At 70.6% G+C, this 18,328-nt stretch carries 17 protein-coding genes; 3 read left to right on the top strand and 14 right to left on the bottom strand.

Annotation, left to right across the window (positions count from 1 at the left end):
- Positions 1–62: 62 nt before the first annotated feature.
- The 11 genes from BUS84_RS27015 to BUS84_RS26965 form a co-directional block, all read right to left on the bottom strand.
- Positions 63–1,343 carry an ABC transporter permease gene (locus BUS84_RS27015; RefSeq protein WP_074316677.1) on the bottom strand — a complete coding sequence of 427 codons (1,281 nt, stop codon included), beginning with the start codon at positions 1,341–1,343 and terminating at the stop codon, positions 63–65.
- A gap of 3 nt (positions 1,344–1,346) precedes the next feature.
- Positions 1,347–2,705: an ABC transporter permease gene (locus BUS84_RS27010; RefSeq protein ID WP_074316676.1), complete on the bottom strand. Its 1,359-nt coding sequence runs from the start codon at positions 2,703–2,705 to the stop codon at positions 1,347–1,349.
- Positions 2,702–4,249 carry an ABC transporter ATP-binding protein gene (locus tag BUS84_RS27005; protein ID WP_342199589.1) on the bottom strand — a complete coding sequence of 516 codons (1,548 nt, stop codon included), beginning with the start codon at positions 4,247–4,249 and terminating at the stop codon, positions 2,702–2,704. The genes BUS84_RS27010 and BUS84_RS27005 overlap by 4 nt, the downstream gene beginning before the upstream one ends.
- Positions 4,250–4,502: 253 nt before the next feature.
- Positions 4,503–5,570, bottom strand: a complete 1,068-nt coding sequence (locus BUS84_RS27000) for a BMP family lipoprotein (protein ID WP_074316673.1) — start codon at positions 5,568–5,570, stop codon at positions 4,503–4,505.
- Positions 5,571–5,847: 277 nt separating this feature from the next.
- On the bottom strand, positions 5,848–6,189 hold the full coding sequence (locus tag BUS84_RS26995; RefSeq protein WP_074316671.1) for a hypothetical protein: 342 nt from the start codon (positions 6,187–6,189) through the stop codon (positions 5,848–5,850).
- 55 nt (positions 6,190–6,244) lie between these two features.
- Positions 6,245–6,913, bottom strand: coding sequence for a hypothetical protein (locus tag BUS84_RS26990; RefSeq protein WP_143728525.1), 669 nt, complete (start codon positions 6,911–6,913; stop codon positions 6,245–6,247).
- 713 nt (positions 6,914–7,626) lie between these two features.
- Positions 7,627–7,869: a hypothetical protein gene (locus tag BUS84_RS26985; protein WP_074316667.1), complete on the bottom strand. Its 243-nt coding sequence runs from the start codon at positions 7,867–7,869 to the stop codon at positions 7,627–7,629.
- 177 nt (positions 7,870–8,046) lie between these two features.
- Positions 8,047–8,754, bottom strand: coding sequence for a glycosyltransferase family 2 protein (locus tag BUS84_RS26980; RefSeq protein ID WP_074319147.1), 708 nt, complete (start codon positions 8,752–8,754; stop codon positions 8,047–8,049).
- A 183-nt stretch (positions 8,755–8,937) separates the two neighbouring features.
- Positions 8,938–9,753 carry a sugar ABC transporter permease gene (locus tag BUS84_RS26975; RefSeq protein WP_074319146.1) on the bottom strand — a complete coding sequence of 272 codons (816 nt, stop codon included), beginning with the start codon at positions 9,751–9,753 and terminating at the stop codon, positions 8,938–8,940.
- Positions 9,754–9,869: 116 nt separating this feature from the next.
- Positions 9,870–11,507 carry an ABC transporter permease subunit gene (locus BUS84_RS26970; RefSeq protein WP_074316665.1) on the bottom strand — a complete coding sequence of 546 codons (1,638 nt, stop codon included), beginning with the start codon at positions 11,505–11,507 and terminating at the stop codon, positions 9,870–9,872.
- Positions 11,507–12,754, bottom strand: coding sequence for a sugar ABC transporter substrate-binding protein (locus BUS84_RS26965; RefSeq protein WP_074316664.1), 1,248 nt, complete (start codon positions 12,752–12,754; stop codon positions 11,507–11,509). The genes BUS84_RS26970 and BUS84_RS26965 overlap by 1 nt, the downstream gene beginning before the upstream one ends.
- A gap of 198 nt (positions 12,755–12,952) precedes the next feature.
- Between BUS84_RS26965 and BUS84_RS26960 the strand changes: the two genes are divergently transcribed.
- The 3 genes from BUS84_RS26960 (at position 12,953) to BUS84_RS26950 (ending at position 16,430) form a co-directional block, all read left to right on the top strand.
- Positions 12,953–14,032, top strand: a complete 1,080-nt coding sequence (locus BUS84_RS26960) for a LacI family DNA-binding transcriptional regulator (protein WP_074316662.1) — start codon at positions 12,953–12,955, stop codon at positions 14,030–14,032.
- A gap of 182 nt (positions 14,033–14,214) precedes the next feature.
- On the top strand, positions 14,215–15,852 hold the full coding sequence (locus BUS84_RS26955) for a glycoside hydrolase family 13 protein (protein WP_074316660.1): 1,638 nt from the start codon (positions 14,215–14,217) through the stop codon (positions 15,850–15,852).
- A 206-nt stretch (positions 15,853–16,058) separates the two neighbouring features.
- Positions 16,059–16,430: a VOC family protein gene (locus BUS84_RS26950; protein WP_074319145.1), complete on the top strand. Its 372-nt coding sequence runs from the start codon at positions 16,059–16,061 to the stop codon at positions 16,428–16,430.
- A 46-nt stretch (positions 16,431–16,476) separates the two neighbouring features.
- Here the strand turns inward: BUS84_RS26950 and BUS84_RS26945 are convergent, their stop codons facing one another.
- The 3 genes from BUS84_RS26945 to BUS84_RS26935 all read right to left on the bottom strand — a co-directional run bounded on the left by BUS84_RS26945 (position 16,477) and on the right by BUS84_RS26935 (position 18,305).
- Positions 16,477–16,914: a hypothetical protein gene (locus BUS84_RS26945; RefSeq protein WP_074316658.1), complete on the bottom strand. Its 438-nt coding sequence runs from the start codon at positions 16,912–16,914 to the stop codon at positions 16,477–16,479.
- An 81-nt stretch (positions 16,915–16,995) separates the two neighbouring features.
- Positions 16,996–17,364: a GntR family transcriptional regulator gene (locus BUS84_RS26940; protein WP_074319144.1), complete on the bottom strand. Its 369-nt coding sequence runs from the start codon at positions 17,362–17,364 to the stop codon at positions 16,996–16,998.
- 17 nt (positions 17,365–17,381) lie between these two features.
- Entirely contained in the window at positions 17,382–18,305 is a 924-nt protein-coding gene (locus tag BUS84_RS26935) for a YhjD/YihY/BrkB family envelope integrity protein (protein ID WP_074316656.1), read from the bottom strand.
- Positions 18,306–18,328: the final 23 nt, after the last annotated feature.

The following is an 18,328-nucleotide window of genomic DNA, read 5'->3' as shown; positions in this document are numbered from 1 at the left end:
GCCGCACCGTCATCGTGGCCTGCGGCGGGACCACCTCAGCCCCGCCGCGTCGACACCGGGCGTCAGCCCTTGATGTACGGCTTGCCGTCGGCGGCTGGCGCCCGGACCCGGCCGACCAGCCCGGCCACCGCCAGGATCGTCGCCAGGTAGGGCAGCATGGCCAGGAACTGGCTCGGGATCACGCTGTTGATCGCACCCAGGTAGGTGGCGAGCTGGTCGGCGAAGCCGAAGAAGAGCGCGGCGAGCAGCGCCCCGGTCGGGTTCCACCGGCCGAAGATCAGCGCGGCCAGCGCGATGAAGCCCTTACCGCCGATCATGTTCTTGGTGAACGAGTAGAGCGCCAGCGTGTAGGACGCGCCGCCGATGCCGGCGACCACACCGGCGAGCAGCACGTTGCGGTAGCGCACCCGCAGCACCTTGACGCCGAGCGTGTCGGCGGCGGTCGGGTGCTCACCGACCGAGCGGGTCCGCAGCCCCCACCGGGTACGGAACAACCCGATGTGGATCACCAGCACCAGGAGCAGGCCGAGGTAGAGGAAGATGTTGCCGCGGAACAACGCCGGGCCGAGCACCGGGATGTCCTCGAGCAGCGGAATGTTCCAGTTGCCGAAGCGGGGCGCGCTGTTGTACTTCGTCGCGTCGGTCTGCATCAGCCGCTCGTAGAGGAAGCCGGTGACGCCGACCGCCAGCAGGTTCAGCACGATACCGATGACCACCTGGTCGACCAGGTAGCGGATGGCGAAGACGGCCAGCAGCAGCGAGATGAACGCGCCGCCGATGGCGGCGGCGACCAGGCCCACCCAGACGTTGCCGGAGAGGCTGCCGAACAGCGCGCCGCTGAACGCGCCCATCAGCAACTGCCCCTCGATGGCCACGTTGACCACGCCGGACCGCTCGCAGAGCACCCCGGCGAGCGCACCGAAGATCAGCGGCAGGGCCAGGATGAAGGTGCCCCGGATGATGTTGACCAGCGGCATGAAGTTCTGCCCGGTCGGCGCGGCGGAGACCTGCCAGCAGAGGAAGGAGAGCACGAAGCCGACCAGCCCGACGCCGAGCACGGTGAGGAACCACCGCTTCGGCACCCCGGCGAGCAGCGCCGCCCCGGCGGCGATCGCGATGATCCCGAACAGGATCGCCCCGATCGTGCCGTTGATCTCCAGCGCGGCACCGGCCGCGTCATCGCTGAGCGTGAACCGGGCCTGCTGGTCGGTGGCGAGCGCACCGAAGAGCACCGCCGCGAGCAGGCCGAGCGCCAGCAGCACGAGGCCGACCTTGCGGTTCCGGGTCCAGAAGCCCTCGTCGACCGGGGCGACCGCGACGTCGGGGACAGCCATGGTGGACATGAGTTACCAGCCCTTCGCCAGGCTCGTCTGCAACCGGGCGGCCCGTGCGGCCCGGAGCTGGAAGATCGCTTTCACCAGGGCGGGTGCGGCGATGAAGATGACGATCAGCGCCTGGAGCACGGTCACCAGCTCCAGCGAGATCCCCGAGTACGACTGCATCCGGTTGCCGCCGGCCTGGAGCGCCCCGAACAGCAGCGCGGCCAGCAGCACCCCCCAGGGCTTCACCCGCCCGAGCAGCGCCACCAGGATGCCGTCGAAGCCGATCTGCGCGACCACCAGCGGGGTCAACGCGCTGGCGGTGGAGCCGAGGACCATGTTCGAGCCGCCGAGACCGGCCAGGATCCCGGAGAAGACCATGATCAGGGTGTACGTCCGGGTGACACTGATGCCCGCGGTGCGGGCGGCGTCCGGGTTGGCGCCGACCGCGCGCAGCTCGAAGCCGAGCGTGGAGCGGTTGAGCAGCCAGGCGACCCCCCAGGTGGCCAGCACGGCGAGCAGGATGCCGGCGTGCACCCGCAGGTTGTCACCGAGCAGTCGGGGCAGCTGGGCGGACGTGTCCACCGCCTTGCTGATCGCGTCGGTACGGGTCGGGTCCTGCACCCCGTTCTGCACGATGAGCCAGGTGAGGAAGTACGTGGCGACGTAGTTGAGCATGATCGTGTTGATCACCTCGTGCGCGCCGGTGCGGGCCTTGAGGATGCCCGGGATGAAGCCCCAGACCGCCCCGCCCAGGGCGCCGGCCAGCACCGCCACCAGCAGGTGCAGGCCGGGCGGCAGCGGCAGCAGGAAGCCGGCCAGCGCGGCCAGGATCACGCCGATGGTGGCCTGACCCTGGGCGCCGATGTTGAACAGGCCACCGCGGAAGGCCAGCGCCACCGCCAGGCCGGTGAAGACCAGCGGGGCCGCGTAGGTGAGCGTCTCGGAGATCGGCGCGAGCACGGCCTGCCAGCCGTTGTCGCCGTTCAGCCAGCCGGAGAACGCCTCCGGATCGAAGATCGAGCCCTTGAACAGGTTCGCGTACGCCTCGCTCACCAGCGTCCAACTGGCGCTGAACGCGTCCGACGGGCGGGCCGTGATGTACGAGTAGGTGGAGAGCACGGCCGGATCAGAAATGACCATCAGCACCGCGCCGACCACGATCGCCAGCACGAGCGACAGCAGGGTCACCGTGAAGGTGTTGGCCGCCCAGAGGTTGTTCAGGAACAGGCGGCCCAGGCTGGGCCTCGGCTCCGACTCGGGCGCCGACCGGCCCGGCGTCGCCGGCTCGGCCTGTTCGGTGTTGCCGAGAGCCGTCTGCGCGGCCTGCGCCTCGCTCGCCGGTTCCTTGTCCGGCGAGCCGGACTGCGGGTTGGGGTCGCTCATGCCTCGTCCTCGTTCGCGGAGCCTGCGTCGCTCGCCGGGCCCCCGTCGGTAGCCGCGCCGCCGGTCGGCGCGGTGTCCGCGCCACCCTCGGAGACCGCGTCCGGGCTGATGCCGGCCATCAGCAGGCCGATCTCCTCGCGCGGGGTGTCCGGGCCGACGATGCCGATGATCCGGCCGCGGTACATCACCGCGATCCGGTCGGCGAGCCCGATCACCTCGTCCAGTTCGCTGGAGACCACCATGACGGCGGTGCCGATGTCCCGCTCGCGGATGATCCGGCTGTGGATGAACTCGATCGACCCGACGTCGACGCCGCGGGTCGGCTGGGCGGCGATGAAGAGCTTCAGCGGCCGGGACAGCTCCCGGGCCACGATCACCTTCTGCTGGTTGCCGCCGGAGAGGGTACCCACCGGCGCGTCGGCCGACGAGGTGCGTACGTCGAACTGCTCGATCCGCTCCTTCGCCGACGTCGCGATTGCGTCCGGCTTGAGCGCGAGCCCGGCGCCGAACGGCGGCCGGTCGTAGATGTCCAGCACCAGGTTCTCCGCGACGCTGAACTCCTTGACCAGGCCGTCCACGCTGCGGTCCTCGGGCACGTAGCCGACACCGGCGCGGAGCACCTTCTTGGTCGTCCAGCCGTCGATCCGGTCGCCGCCCAGGCTGACCGTTCCGGCGAGCACCGGGCGCAGGCCCATGATCGCCTCGATCAGCTCGGTCTGGCCGTTGCCCTGCACGCCCGCCACGCCGAGCACCTCGCCCGCGCGCACGGTCAGGTCCACGCCGTCGACCGCCCGGACCTGCCGGTCGTCGTCCACGACCAGGCCGGCCACCTCCAGCATCGGCTCGCCCGGCGTGGCAGTGCCCTTGTCCACGGTGAGCCGGACGCTGCGCCCCACCATCAGCGCCGCCAGCTCATCGCGGCTGGCCTCCGGCGAGGCGGTGCCGACGGTCTTCCCCCGCCGGATCACGGTGATGCGGTCGGCGATCGCCTTGACCTCGCCGAGCTTGTGGGTGATGAAGACGATCGACTTGCCAGCGGCCTTCAGCGACCGCATGACCGTCAGCAGTTCCTCGGTCTCCTGCGGGGTGAGCACCGCGGTCGGCTCGTCCAGGATGAGCAGGTCGACGTCGCGGGTGAGCGCCTTGACGATCTCGACGCGCTGCTGGATGCCGACCGGCAGGTCCTCGATCACCGCGTCCGGGTCGACCCGCAGGTTGTAGCGCTCAGACACCTCGGCGACCTCGCGCCGGGCCCGCCGCCGGTCCAGGAAACCGGCGATGCCGCCCCGGACCTGCTCGGCGCCGAGCATGATGTTCTCGGTGACGGTGAAGACCGGCACCAGCATGAAGTGCTGGTGCACCATGCCGATCCCGGCCGCGATCGCGTCGGACGGGCCCTTCAGCTTCAGCGGCTTGCCGTCGACCAGGATCTCGCCCTCGTCGGGCTGGTAGAGCCCGTAGAGCACGTTCATCAGGGTCGACTTGCCCGCGCCGTTCTCGCCGAGCAGGGCGTGAATCTCTCCAGGCTCCACCGTCAGATCGATGTGGTCGTTGGCGACCAGATCACCGAACCGCTTGGTGATGCCGCGCAGTTCGAGTCTCAGCGCAACCTCCTGGAGTGCGAGCGATGGTGCAGCGTAGCTGCCGTTGACCCGGCCGGACCGGCCCGGTCACCGTGGCGCGCGATCGGCCGCTCCGGCCCCACGGGTGGTCACCCGCGGCGCCGGAGCGGCCGGATCGGTCGTACCTGTCCCCCGCAGACCCCCCGATGATCTCACCGGAGGGGCCGGCCGGTCGTCACTTGGTCGGCTGAGCCTTCGAGGTGACGGTGATGGTGCCGGCGGCGATGTCCGCCTTGATCTTGTCGACCTCGGCCTTCAGCTCGGCCGGAACCTTGCTGTCGAAGTCGTGGTACGGGGCGAGCGAGACACCGTTGTTGGCCAGGGTGCCGACGAAGCCCGGCTTGGCCGGCAGCTTGTCGCCAGCGGCGGCCTTGACCACGGCCTCCTTGACAGCCTCCGGGATGTTCTTGACCACGGTGGTCACGATCGCGGAGCAGTCCGGGGTGCTCTCGCAGCCGTCGACGTCCACCCAGATGGTGTTGTACTTGCCGCCCGAGGCCTTGGCCGCGGCGGTCGTGCCGAGGCCGGAGCCGCCGGCGACCGGCATGATGATGTCCGCGCCCTGGGCGACCAGCGCGTCGGAGACCTTCTTGCCCTCGTCCTGCTTGGCGAAGTCGTTGGTGAAGGAGCCCTTCTGGGTCTCCTTGTTCCAGCCGAGCGCCTGGACGTTCTTCTTCTTGGTGGTGTTGTAGTACGCCACGCCGTCGACGAAGCCGTCCATGAAGATGGTCACCGGCGGGATCGGCAGGGCGCCGTAGGTGGCCACCTTGCCGCTCTTGCTCAGCCCGGCGGCCAGGTAGCCCGCCTGGAACGCGGCCTGGGCGGTGTCGAACTGCATCGGGTAGACGTTGGCGTCACCCGGGTTGGCGTCGACGATGCCGAACTCCTGGTTCGGGTTCGCCTTGGCGATCTTCGAGGTGGCGTTGGCCATCAGGCCACCGACCGCGAGGATGAAGTTGCACTTCTGGTTGACGTACTGCGTCAGGTTCGGCTCGTAGTCGGCCTCAGCCTTGGACGCGACGTACTTGATGTCGATGTTGTCGTTGGCGGCCTTGGCCTCCTGCAGGCCCTTCCAGGCCGAAGCGTTGAACGACTTGTCGTCGATGCCGCCGACGTCGGTCACCATGCAGGCGCTGAACTTCTTGGCGCCACTGCCGGCGTTGTTGTCATCCTTGGGGGCCTCGCCACACGCGGCGACGGTGAGCGCGAGCCCACCCACCGCGAAGATCGAGGCGATCCGCATCCCACGCACCGAGCGCAAGACGTCTCCTTCCCATTGCACACCGCGCCTAGTGCGGTGGCAGCCCATCAGCCGGCCTGCGGTGTGCCGCCGGCTGTCCCACGTTACGGACGGGAGCGTACGCCCGCGCCCACCCACCGGCCGACAATCGTGCCCGACTGTTGAGCGCCTGTTACCCGGGTGTAACCCTTGCGTGGGGCAAGTCACTCTTCGTGCTGGTAGGCGAGCAGCCGAGGCATCACGAACGTCCGTTTTCCGGGGGCGGCCCCCTCCTCGGACGTTACCGCCAAAAGACCGCGACCGCCGCGTTGGCCAGCGTCAGACCGACGATGGCGAGGAAGTGACCGCGATTGACCACGTCCCGCTTCCGCGAGAAGAAGACCATGACGAAGATCAGCAGCGCGATCACCAACTTCGTCACGATTTTCGCCGGTGCCGGCTCGTCACCGTCGCGCAGCGGGGCGGAGAGGCCGAGCCCGGTCAGCAACTGGATCACCGACCCCCAGAGCATGGCCGGGTTGATCCGCAGCCGGCCGCTGATGTACTGCGCGATCGAGCCGCCGAGCAGCAGGGCGAAACCGATCAGATGAACATAGAGGAGTACGAGTCTGAGAGCTTCCACGTCGCCATACTTCCCTATCTACGACAGACCGTCATCGCGGGAGCCGTGGGCATGATCAGCCGCCACCCCGGGTGGCACCGGCCATGACCGAATCGCGCGGCCCGTCGATCGCCGGGTCAGGCTCCGCCCGCCGGTCGCCGCCGAACGCGGCGGCGACCCACCCCGCACAGCTCACCACCGCCAGGAGCACCACCAGCACCGAGAGCCGGTCCACGGAGGTCCGCAGCCACCACTCGATGTCGTTCGGACCGGACAGGTAGGTCCAGACCAGAACGATCAGGTAACAGGCGGTGGCCGCCCACACCCAGCCGTCCGACGCCAGCCCGACCGCACGGCGCCGCTCCCGCAGGAACAGCGCGCCGAGTAGCGCCACCACCGCCGCGCCCGCCAGCACCGGGCCGACCGTGTCCCACAACGCCGCCAGAACGACGTGGAACCGCTGCACCGCCTCCGGCTCCCAGGGCGCCACGCCGCTCGAACTGCCGTCGGCGATGTCCGATCGGGCACCCAGGAGGCGGACCAGCACCGCCCAGCCGCCCCCGGCCAGCACCGGCAGCCAGACCAGCCCGGCCCGCCGCAGGTCGGTGCGCGCCCGCAGGCTGACCAGCACGGCGACGCCCGCGGTAGCCACCAGGCCCTCGTTCTTGGTGAGCGCCGCAACGGTCAGCAGCAGAAGCGGCAGCAGGGGGCGACGCAGCGGATCGGCACCGAACAGCAGAGCCACCACCGCCCCGGCCAGGGCTGTGGACCAGAGCGCGTCGGCGAGCCCCGCTCGCCACCCCGTGCGGAGCGGTCGACCAGGAGGCCAGGCCCACCCCGACGGCGAGCGCCCAGGCCACCCGCGCGGACACCCTGGCCAGCGCCCGCCGGACCACGTGGACCAGCATCGCGATCGCGGAGAAGGTGACCAGCGCGCCGATGAGTTGGGCGGTCCGGAAGTCCGGCTCGGAAACGCTCCACACGGCCGCGACCGGAGCGGAGGCGAGCGGCGGATAGTCGGTGTGCGAGAAGAAGAAGCCGGGGCTGCCGATCGCCCTGCGCGCGTACTCGCTGCTGTGCGAGAAGTAGCCGGCGTGCAGCCACCAGATGGAGTGCGCATCCCACCGGAAGGGCGGCTCGAGGACGAAGAGGAGCGGCGGAAGCAACGGCAGCGCGATCAGCAGCGCGTGTGGCCAGCCGCCGTACGGCACCGGCTCGCCCGGGCGGCGCAGCAGCCACCAGGCGGACGTGGCTCCGGCGGCCAGCATCAGGGCGAGCCAGAGTTGCAGCGGACCACCGACGACCAGCATCAGGATCACCGCGACCGTGCTCAGCAGCGCCGCCACCAGGGGCGCGAAGAGCACGGCGAGGAAAGGGCTGCGCAGCACCGCGAGGGCGAGCGGAAAACCGGCGACGAGGAGAGCGGGAACGGCGAGCATCGGCGTGAGGTCCATGTCATCAGCCGACCTTCCGGACGACCAACCGCACGCTCGGGCCGGTCGGCGAGATCCGCTTCACCGCGACGACACCCACCTCGTAGTCCCGGGTCGGACCGGTGACGACAACGCTGCCGGCCAGCGCGGCGAACTCGGCCAACCGCTGCTGCCAGAGCACCTTGTCGGCCCGGGCCGGAATGAACCGGATCCGGCTGCCCGCCGGCACCTGCGCGGCGAATTCGCGCCGGACCGTCTCGAAGTCCACCTGGAACTGCCGGGCCTCGCGTTGTGCCCCCGATCGCGCAGGTAGGCGACTCCGTTGACGGTCGCCCGGACCGCGCCATGAGCGGCCAGGAGCAGGCAGCCCACTCCGACGAGTGCCACGACGACACGGACGGCCGCGCCGGGGTCATGACGCTTCGTGATCATCGCTCGATCGGAGTCAGTGGGCGGGCGTGCCGCCGGGACGACGTCGGGCCCGCTCCCGGCCCAGGATCCACAACGCCTCCACCCCGTCCCGCCAAGTGATCTTCTTGCCTTCCTCACGGCCCCGCGCCCGGTAACTGATCGGCACCTCGTACGGGCGGATCCGCCGCCGCAGCAGTTTGCCCGTCACCTCGGCCTCCATGCCGAACCCGCGGGACCGGATGTTCAGCGATCGGTACAACTCCACCGGCATCAGTTTGAAACACGTCTCCAGATCACTGACGTACGAGTTGAACAGCACATTCGCCGCCGTGGTGACGCCCTTGTTTCCGATCACGTACCAGAAGCTGTAGGCGCTGTGACTGCCGAAGGTGCGGTTGCCGTAGACGACCGTCGCGCGCCCGTCCAGCACCGGCGCCAACAGTTTCGGGATGTCCTGCGGGTCGTACTCCAGGTCGGCGTCCAGGATCACCATGTACTCGCCCCGGGCGCTGTCCACCGCCGTCCTGATCGCGGCACCCTTACCGGCGTTGCGTGGATGCGTCACCACCCGCACCCGCGCGTCGTCCATCCGGCCCAGGATCTCCGCGGAATCGTCCGTGCTGCCGTCGTCGACGACCACGATTTCGATTTCACACGGGTAATGCACCGCCAGGGCCTGCTTCAGGGCCTCGGCGATGCGCTCCGCTTCGTTGTAAACCGGCATCAGAATCGACAACTGCACGAAGGTCTCCACGGTGGACTGCACCGGACGGCGGATGGACGGTGGCGGGCCACCAGCGCCTAGTGAAGCAGACCCGGCACCCGTCCGCTGTCCAGCGGGCGGAGCCGTTCTGCGGCTGCGCCGAGGCACACGACCGGACCACCACCCACCTCGTGGCGCACGTGGAGCGGCCACCGGCCCGTCTCATCCCTTGACGGCTCCCGAGGTGAGGCCGGAGACGATGTAGCGCTGGAGAAGCTGGAAGACCAGCACGGTGGGGATCGCGGTGAGCAGGGTGCCGGCCGCGAAGATGCCGAAGTTGTTGTTGCGCTCGTTGCCCTCCAGCAGGCCGTACATACCGACCGCCAGGGTCTTCGAGTCGGTGCTGGTGAGGAACACGTTGGCCATCAGGAACTCGTTGATGGTGCCGATGAACGCCAGCAGCCCGGTCACCGCCAGGATCGGCGCCACCAGCGGCAACATGATCCGGAAGTAGACCTGGGCGTGCGACGCCCCGTCCATGGTCGCCGACTCGTCCAGCTCCCGGGGCAGGGTGTCGAAGAAGCCCTTCATCAGCCAGGTGTTCACCCCGAGCGCGCCACCCATGTAGAGCAGCAACAGCCCCCAGGGGGTGTTGAAGCCGATCGACGGCCACAGGTCGGTGATCGTGCCGAAGATCAGGTAGATCGCCACGATCGCCAGGAACTGCGGGAACATCTGGATCAACAGCAGGGCGAGCAGCCCCACCCGGCGGCCGCGGAACCGCATACGGGAGAAGGCGTACGCGGCCAGCGCGGAGAGGAACACCGACGCGAACGAGGCCACCCCGGCGATCAACAGCGAGTTGAGGAACCACCGCCCGAAGGCGGTCCGTTCGAACAACCCGCCGAAGTTGCCGAGCGACACCCCGTCGGTCGGCACCAGCTCGGTGGTGGAGAGCGTGCCGAGCGGGTTGAGCGCGGCGGAGAGCACGAACACGATCGGGAAGAGGCTGAACAGCACGCCGAGCACGGCGACCAGGTGTCGCCAGCCGACCTGGGCGAACCAGCGGTTGCGCCGCCGGCCGGTGACGTTGCGATTGACCGTCGGCGGGCCGCCCGCCGTGTCGCCGGTACGCGCTGCCCCGGTGAGGGTGGTCACGAGTACACCTCCTCCTGCTTACGGGTCCGCCGGAAGCTGACCGCCGAGACCACCGCGACGATGGCGAAGATGAACAGCGAGATCGCGGCGGCGAAGCCGAACTGCGCGCCCTGACCGCCGAAGGCGAGCCGGTAGGTGTACGTGATCAGCAGGTCCGTCGCGCCGTTGGCAGGGTTGCCGGCCGGGAACGGCGCGCCCTCGGTGGTCAGGTAGACCGCGTTGAAGTTGTTGAAGTTGTACGCGAACGACGAGATCAGCAACGGGGAGAGCGCGACCAGCAGCAGGGGCAGGGTGACCGCGCGGAAGGACTGCCAGGGCGATGCCCCGTCGACCGAGGTCGCCTCGGTCAACTCCCGCGGGATGGCCTGCAACGCACCGGTGGCCACCAGGAACATGTACGGATAGCCGAGCCAGAGCTGCACCAGGATGACCGCGAAGCGCGCCGTCCACGGCTGGCCGAACCAGTCCACCTCCAGGCCGAACAGGTTGTTGATCAGGCCGAAGTCGGCGTTGAACATGTCCCGCCAGGCCAGCAGCATCGCGAACGACGGCATGGCGTACGGCAGGACCAGCAGCACGCGGTAGAGGTTGGTCCCGCGCATTCGGGGCGAGTGCAGCACGAGCGCGATCAGCATGCCGAGCAGGAACGTCCCGCCGGTCGAAGCGACGGCGAAGGCGAAGTTCCAGATCAGGGTGCCGAGGAACGGACCGGAGATGTTCTTGTCGGTGAGCACCCGGGTGAAGTTGCTCAGCCCGACGTTGACCTTCCAGCCCTGGGCGAGCCGCTCGCCGTCCGCGGCGACGAAGGCGCCCAGTTCCTCGTCGGCGGTCCAGGTCTGCCCGGTCTCGGTGTCCCGGACGCAGTCGCAGCCGGACTCGTACGCCCGCACCGCCTTGCCCTCGTACGCGCGGGACAGGCCGCTGGAGCGCAGCGCTCCGCCGGCGGTGGGCACCACCAGGTCGGTGATCTCCTTGCTGCGGGCGCTGGCCTGGCCGAAGTTCAGCACGGTGTAGCCGTCGGCGGCGGTGACCTTGCCGCCCGCGGCGACCGTGACGTCGGCGGCGTCGAGCTGGCGCAGCCCGCCGGTGTCGCCGGCGGAGACCGCGCCGGTGGCGGGGTCGGTGACCAGGAAGACCAGCGCTCCGGTGGCCGGGTCGCCCCTGGTGGCGATCGACAAGGCGTACTCGGCGGAGCCGGGCACCTGGGTGACCGAGGAGGTCTGGATCGCGACGATCGCGTCGTCCTTGCTGCCCCGGTGCCCGTCGCCGAAGTTGGTGAAGGCGGTGCTGGCCGTGTAGAGCACGGGGAAGACCTGGAAGGCGATCAGGAACAGGGTGCCCGGGACCAGGTACTTGGCCGGGATGTGCCGGCGGGTGAGGTACAGGTAGAAGAGTCCGGCGGTGGTCGCCGCCAGCAGGGCCAGGCCGGCCCACTTCCCGGCGTCGATGAGCGGAAAGGCCGCCCAGACCGCGATACCGGCGGTCAGGCCGAGCAGGAGCACCTTGCCGGCCAGGCCGGTCAGGGTGATCGGCGCCTGGTCACGCGTGACGCGGGAGCGCGGGGGCCGGGAGCCGACGGGCCCCCGGCCCGGGGCCTGCGTGGCAGACCCCGGGCCGGACAGCGGCGTGCTCATTACTTGATCTGGCCGGAGATGGTCTTGCCGGCCGCGGTGATGGTGCTGGTCGGGTCGGCGCCACCGATGACGGCGGCCTCGGCCTTGCCGAACGGGTCCCAGATCGCGGCCATCGCCGGGATGGCCGGGAGCACCTGGCCGTTCCTGCCGGCCTCCTGGAACTTGGCCAGGTCCGGGTCGCTGCCCTTGACCTGGTCGAGGGCGGCGGTCAGCGCCGGCGGGCGGGGCTCGGCGTTGTACAGCGCGACGGCCAGCTCGGGGGTGGTGGTGTAGTTGACCACGAACTCCTGGGCCAACGCCTTGTTCTTGCCCTTGGTGGCGACGTAGAACGCCTGCACACCCACGAACGGCTGGGCCTCCTTGCCACCGGCGAAGCCGGGGATGGCGGAGATGTCGTACTTGATGTTGGCCTTCTTGACGTCGGCCACCGCCCACGGGCCGGAGACCAGGTACGCGCACTTCTTGCTGGTGAAGGTGGCGATCGAGTTGGTGTCCGCGATGGAGCGCTTGAGCACGCCCTCGCCCTTCTCGCCCAGCGCGCCGATCTTCTTGAACGCCTCGATCGACGCGGGCTTGCCCACACCCAGGTCCTTCGGGTCGTAGTCGCCGTTGGCGCCGGTGCCGAAGAGGTAGCCGCCGGCCGAGCTGTACAGCGGGTAGATGTGGTACGCGTCGCCGTTCTGGCCGACCTGGAGGCAGAGCGTCTCGGTGGCCTTCTTCGCCGACTTGAGCCGCTTGCCCGCGGCGACCAGGTCCTCAATGGTCCTGGGTGCCTGGGGGGCCAGTTCGGTGTTGCGGATCAGCGCCAGGTTCTCCTGCGCGTACGGCACGCCGTAGAGCTGGCCGTTGAAGGTGACCGCCTTGATCGCGGTCTCGTTGAACGCGCTCTTCTGCTCGGCGGCGAGCTGCACGGGGTCGATGGCGCCGTTCTGCACCAGGTTGCCGATCCAGTCGTGCGCGCCGACCACCACGTCGGGGCCGCTGCCCTGCTGGGAGGCGGTGACGAAGTTGGTCTGCAGGTCCTTGCTGACGGCCTGGACCTCGACGGTGACGCCGTTCTCCTGACCGAACTTCTCGGCGAACGGCTTGAGGGCGGCGGTCCGCTTGTCGTCCGCCCAGATCACCAGTTTGCCGCCGGCGGCCTTGGGGGATTCCTTCGCGGCCGGCTCGTCGCTGTCGCTACCACAGCCTGACGCGGCGAGCGCCAGGGCGAAGAGGGCGACCACACCCGCGGTACGGATGCGCATCGGTACTCCTGTCGTCATGGCGGGTCCGTCGGGGGAAGAGCGGCCCGCCAGTGGGAACCTCTGGAAGTCTTGCCAACCGGCGCATCGATACCGCGCCGCTGCTCTCGCATGTTGCCGGGACGTTAGCAAGAGGTTGCAGCTTATGGAAGGGCTTGCAGAGCGCCCCGCAAAAACTTGCCGGTGGGCTAAAGTGCCGCCATGCGCGCTCGACTGTCCGACATCGCCCAGCAGGCCGAAGTCAGCGAGGCCACGGTGTCGCGGGTGCTCAACGACCGCCCCGGCGTGGCCCCCGAGACCCGGCAGGCCGTCCTCACCGCCCTCGACGTGCTCGGCTACGAGCGACCAGCCCGGCTGCGCAAGCGCAGCGCCGGGCTGGTCGGCCTGGTGGTGCCGGAGCTGGACAACCCGATCTTTCCCGCTTTCGCCCAGGTCATCGAGTCGACGCTGGCGCAGAGCGGATTCACCCCGGTGCTCTGCACCCAGACCGCCGGCGGCGTCACCGAGGACGAGTACGTCGAGATGCTGCTGGACCGGCAGGTCTCCGGGATCGTCTTCGTCTCCGGCCTGCACGCCGACACCGCCGCCAACCACGACCGCTACCGGGCGCTGATCGCCCGGCCGTTGCCGGTCGTGATGATCAACGGGTACGTGCCCGGCATCGGCGCCCCCTTCGTCTCCTGTGACGACGGGGAGGCCGCCGAGCTGGCGGTGGCCCATCTGGTCGCACTCGGACACCGCCGGATCGGCCTGATCACCGGCCCCGACCGGTTCGTCCCGGTGCAGCGCAAGGTGGCCGGCTGGCGCTCGGCGATGACCCGGCTGGCCGGCGTCGCCGAGGCCGAGCTGGGCCCACTGGCCGAGCTGTCGCTGTTCGGCGTGGAGGGCGGCGAGGCCGCGGCCGGCCGGCTGCTGGACCGCGGCGTGACCGGTGTGGTGTGCGGCTCCGATCTGATGGCGCTCGGCGCGATCCGGGCGGCCCGCCAGCGCGGCCTGACCGTCCCCGGCGATCTCTCCGTGGTCGGCTACGACGACTCGCCGCTGATGGCCTTCACCGACCCTCCGCTGACCACCATGCGGCAGCCGGTCATCGCGATGGCGGTGGCCGCGGTCCGCGCCCTGGTGGACGAGATCAACGGGCACGGCGCTCCGCACTCGGAGTACCTGTTCCGCCCGGAGCTGGTGGTGCGTGGCTCCACCGCGGTCGTCCCGGCCCGCCCCGGCGCGGAAGGGTCCAACCGGCGCCGGCCCGGCTCGTCGGCGCTGGCCGTCCCCGCCTGATCGGCGCCACACGGCCCCCCAGCTGCCAACTGTCGCAGCAACTTCGGCGTTGACTTGCGCAAGAACTGCTTGACTCTTGCAGCGCTCGGCCGGCATATTGCTCAGACACCCGCGCGGGTTATCGGCCACACCCCGCCGGGTGCCACCGCACCCGGCCCGAGACAGACGGGGAACGCCAACCGATGACCGCCAGCACCGCCACCCCACCCCGCACCGCCGACGACGACTGGTGGCGCTCCGCGGTCGTCTACCAGGTGTACGTCCGCAGCTTCTCCGACAGCGACGGCGACGGCACCGGCGACCTCCAGGGCATCCGGCAGCGCCTGCCGTACCTGCGCGACCTCGGGGTGGACGCGCTCTGGCTGACCCCCTTCTACACCTCCCCCATGGTCGACGGCGGGTACGACGTCGCCGACTACCGGGACGTCGACCCGATGTTCGGCACCCTCGCCGACTTCGACGCGATGATCACCGACGCGCACGCCCTCGGCCTGCGGATCATCGTCGACCTCGTGCCCAACCACACCTCCAGCGCACACCGCTGGTTCACCGCCGCCCTCGCCGCCGGCCCCGGCTCGCCGGAGCGGGCCCGCTACCTCTTCGCAGACGGCCGGGGCGCGCACGGCGCGCTGCCGCCGAACGACTGGGAGAGCATCTTCGGCGGCCCGGCCTGGACCCGCGTCGAGGACGGCGAGTGGTACCTGCACCTGTTCGACCCGGCCCAGCCGGACCTGAACTGGCGCCACCCCGAGGTCCGCGCCGAGTTCGAGGACGTGCTGCGGTTCTGGCTGGACCGGGGCGTGGACGGCTTCCGGATCGACGTGGCACACGGCATGATCAAGGCCGAGGGGCTGCCGGACGTCGGCTTCAGCACGCTGACCACCGGCCAGCGCCAGGTCGAACTGCTCGGCAAGGGGCGGCTGCCCTACTTCGACCAGGACGAGGTGCACGACATCTACCGCGCCTGGCGGCCCATTCTGGACAGCTACCCCGGCGGCCGGATGGCCGTCGCCGAGGCGTGGGCCGAGACCCCGCAGCGGCTGGCCCGCTACATCGGCCCGGACGAGTTGCACCAGGCGTTCAGCTTCGACTTCCTCGACGCGACCTGGTCGGCCGACTCGTTCCGCAAGGTGATCGACACCGCGCTGGCCGAGTCGACCGTGGTCGGCGCGCCCACCACCTGGGTGCTGTCCAACCACGACAAGCAGCGACACGTCACCCGCTACGGCGACGGCGCCGACGGGCTGCGCCGTGCCCGCGCGGCCAGCCTGCTGATGCTCGCCCTGCCCGGCTGCGCCTACCTCTACCAGGGCGAGGAGCTGGGCCTGCCCGAGGTGCTCGACCTCCCCGACGAGCTGCGCCAGGACCCGGCGTTCCTGCGCACCGGCGAGAGCCGGGACGGCTGCCGGGTACCCGTCCCGTGGAGCGGCGAGCTGGCCCCGTACGGCTTCGGGCCGGCCGGCAGCGAGCTGAGCTGGCTGCCGGCGCCGGCCACCTGGTCGGCCCTCTCGGTCACCGCGCAGACCGGCGTTCCCGGCTCCACGCTGGAGCTGTACCGGGCCGCCCTGCGGATCCGGCACGAGCACCCGGCGCTGGCCGTCGACGCGGGCGGGGTGACCTGGCTGGAGGGCGGGCCGGGCGTGCTGGCGTTCTCCCGCACCGCCGGCGCGACCGTGCTGACCTGCGTGGTCAACCTCAGCGGCGCACCGGTCCCCATCGACGGGTACGGCGAACCGCTCGTCGCCAGCGAGGCGCTCACCGGGCAGGGCTCCGGCCACCTGCTGCCGGTCGACGCGGCCGCCTGGTTGGAACGGCGCTGAGCGGGTAACCCGTCATCGACCTGGTCGTCCGTCGTGCCCCGCGCCAACGGGCGACTGGGCTACCGGCCCCTTGTGGTGGGGGGTGAGGTGGCGCTGGCGCCACGCGGAGTCCGCTCCGTGTGGCGCCAGTGTCCGTCTGCGCCGAGGTGTATTCCGTAGCCGCCCCGGGTACCGCACGGGACACCCGCGCGGTGGAGGTGACCCCCATGGTGGTACGGATGGCGCAGTGCACCATCGACGTCGACGACCTGGACCTGATGGTCGCGTTCTGGTCGGCGGCGCTCGGCTACGAGATCGAGCAGGGCGACGACGGCAGCGCCAAGCTCTGGCCGCCGGGGCAGCCCTCCGCCGGGGCGCCCAGCGTCTGGTTGCAGGGCTCCGGCACGCCGAAGCGGGGCAAGAACCGGCTGCACCTCGACCTCGCCACCGACGGTGACCCGCAGGCCGAGGTACGGCGGCTGATCGGGCTCGGCGCGCGGCACGTCGACATCGGGCAGACCGGGACCGAGCAGTTCACGGTGCTCGCCGACCCCGAGGGCAACGAGTTCTGCCTGCTGGACTCCCCGCCGACCCGCTGACCGCGCCGTCACCGGCGGGCGCACGGCGTCGCCGGCCCGAAGCCGCTCACTTCGCGGTGAGCAGCGCCGCGATCCGGGTGAAGCCGGCGCGCACCTCGGCCTCGTCCGGCGGCTCGGCGGGTTCGCCATGGCCCGCCTCGTCGGCGGCGGCGTCCAACTCCTCGTCGATCACGTCCTCGAAGTCGCCGTACAGGTCAGCCCCCTCGACCTGCCGGGCCTCGTCCTCGGCGGCGACCTGCGCGGCGGCGATCTCGCTGCGGATCTCGTCGGCGGACAGCGCCGGCAGCAGCGGTTCCACAACCGCGATCAGCTGCTCCTCAGCCACCACCGCCTCGGCCAGTGCCAACGCGTGCGGCCGCTCGTACGGCCCGCAGACCACCGGCTCCCACTCGTCGAGTTCACCGAGCGGGCCGAAGGTGATGATCCACGGCAGGCCGAGCATCGGCGAGTCGGCCGGCAGGTCCAGTGTCATGAGTGCGCCCACCGGCCCATCATGGTCCGCCAACGCGAGCGGCGACCCCGTTCGCCTCAGTTGTCGCCCGTCCGGCGCCCGATCCGGCTCCGGTCAGCCGGGACGGGCGGCGTCCAGGGCGGCGCGGACCAGGGCGAGCGCGGTGGCCGGCGGCACGCCGAGCCGGACGGCCTCGGACGCGTAAGCGGCCGCCGCCCGGTGCAGGCGGTCGACGGCGTCGTCCCGGCCGGGGGCGACGAAGGTGCCGTTACGCCCCCGGGTCTCCAGCAGCCCGGCCGCCTCCAGCTCCCGGTACGCCCGGGCCACCGTGTTCGCCGCCAGCCGCAGGTCGGCGGCGAGCTGTCGGACGGTGGGCAGACGGCTGCCCACCGGCAACCGGCCGTCGCCGATCAGCTCGGCGAGCTGCCCGCGCACCTGCTCGTACGGCGCCACCGACGAGTCCGGGTCGACCGAGATCAGCATCTGCGCACCTTCCGCCATCAGCCCGCGCCGCCCGGCGTACCGGGATCGGTGTCCTCGTCGAGATTCGCCGGCGGGGCGCCCTCGGCCAGGTCGACCACCCGCCCGCGGGTGCTGGTCGCGAGGAGCGCCGCCCCGAACAGCACCAGCTGGTTGAGCAGATAGAGGTAGAGCAGCAGGCCGACGGCGCCGGCCACCACCGTGTACGCCGGGTTCCGCTCGGTACGCACCACGTAGTACCGCCCGACCGTGTTCAGCAACGTGATGCCGATCGCGACCAGCACCACCACCGGGCGCAGCCGGGACCGGCTCACCCGCAGCCGGGGCACCGCGAGCAGCAGTGCGGTGGCGAGCACGGCGTTGATCAGCACGCTGAACACGGCGCTGATCGTGGTCAGGCCGACCGAGCCGGTGCTGCGCAGCAGGAAACGCAGCAGGGATTCCAACGCGTCCACCGCCGCCACCGAGACACCGAGCAGCACGAAGACGCCGACCATCACCCCCAGGTCGACCAGCCGCCGGATCACCAGGTTGCCGGGCTGCTGGTTGAGCCGGTACATCAACCGCTGCGAGGAGCGGATCGCCTCCACCCAGCCGATCCCAGTGAAGACCAGGATGACGAGGCCGACCACACCGACCGTTCCACTGGAGTTGGCGATCTGCTGCGCGTCCAGGAACGGCAGGTTCTCCTTAAGGAACCCGGCCGCCGCCGCGCTGACCTCGTCGTTGTCCTCGAGGATCGCACCGAAGATGGAGTACGCGACCAGCGCGAGGGCGAACACCGCGAAGAAGCCGTAGTAGGCGATCGCCGCCGCCAGCCGCCCGGCCAGCACCTCGGCGTAGAGCGCGCCGGCTCGCCACACGTGGTCGAAGAGGCCCGACCGGCAGCGCGCGGCGCTCACCCAGCGGTCGATGCCCGCCTCGATCCGGCCGATCACGTTCACGCGGTCATCCTCGCCGATCTCCC

The sequence above is a fragment of the Micromonospora cremea genome, from assembly GCF_900143515.1.
Classification (GTDB): Bacteria; Actinomycetota; Actinomycetes; order Mycobacteriales; family Micromonosporaceae; genus Micromonospora; species Micromonospora cremea.
The sequence above is the reverse complement of the archived record's forward strand: the minus strand, read 5'-3'. Positions and strand labels throughout refer to the sequence as shown.